Here is a 305-nt window from a genome sequence, read left to right as displayed (position 1 = left end):
GTGACAGGCCGCGCGGCGCTGGGCGAAGCCGGCGTTTCGCGGTATGCTTTCGGCGCTGTCACGCATGTTGCGGGAGAGAGCGGCTGTTAACCGCAGCCGCCGCCGAAGGCGCAATTCGCCCGGAATCGCTCAGGTATCCCATACCGCACATGTTTGCCCTGTCCCGGTTTATGCCGTGCGGACGCGGCAAAACAGCACTCTGGAGAGACCTGGCGCCGCTGCCCAATCAGGGACATAGCGAGCAGCCCAGGCGCCGAAGGTGCAAACCCGCCACGCGGGGCAACTCTCAGGCAAAAGGACAGAGG

The 305-nt window shown here is 65.2% G+C and carries 2 riboswitches.

Features of this window, described 5'->3' with window-relative positions:
* Positions 1–60 precede the first annotated feature (60 nt).
* Positions 61–156, top strand: a riboswitch (glycine riboswitch).
* A 33-nt stretch (positions 157–189) separates the two neighbouring features.
* A riboswitch (glycine riboswitch) is annotated at positions 190–305 on the top strand. This riboswitch is flagged as partial in the annotation.

The sequence above is a fragment of the Cupriavidus sp. SIMBA_020 genome (genome assembly GCF_046535395.1).
Lineage (GTDB): Bacteria > Pseudomonadota > Gammaproteobacteria > Burkholderiales > Burkholderiaceae > Cupriavidus > Cupriavidus campinensis.
Note: the sequence above shows the minus strand (reverse complement) of the source record. Positions and strands in the feature narration are given on the sequence as shown.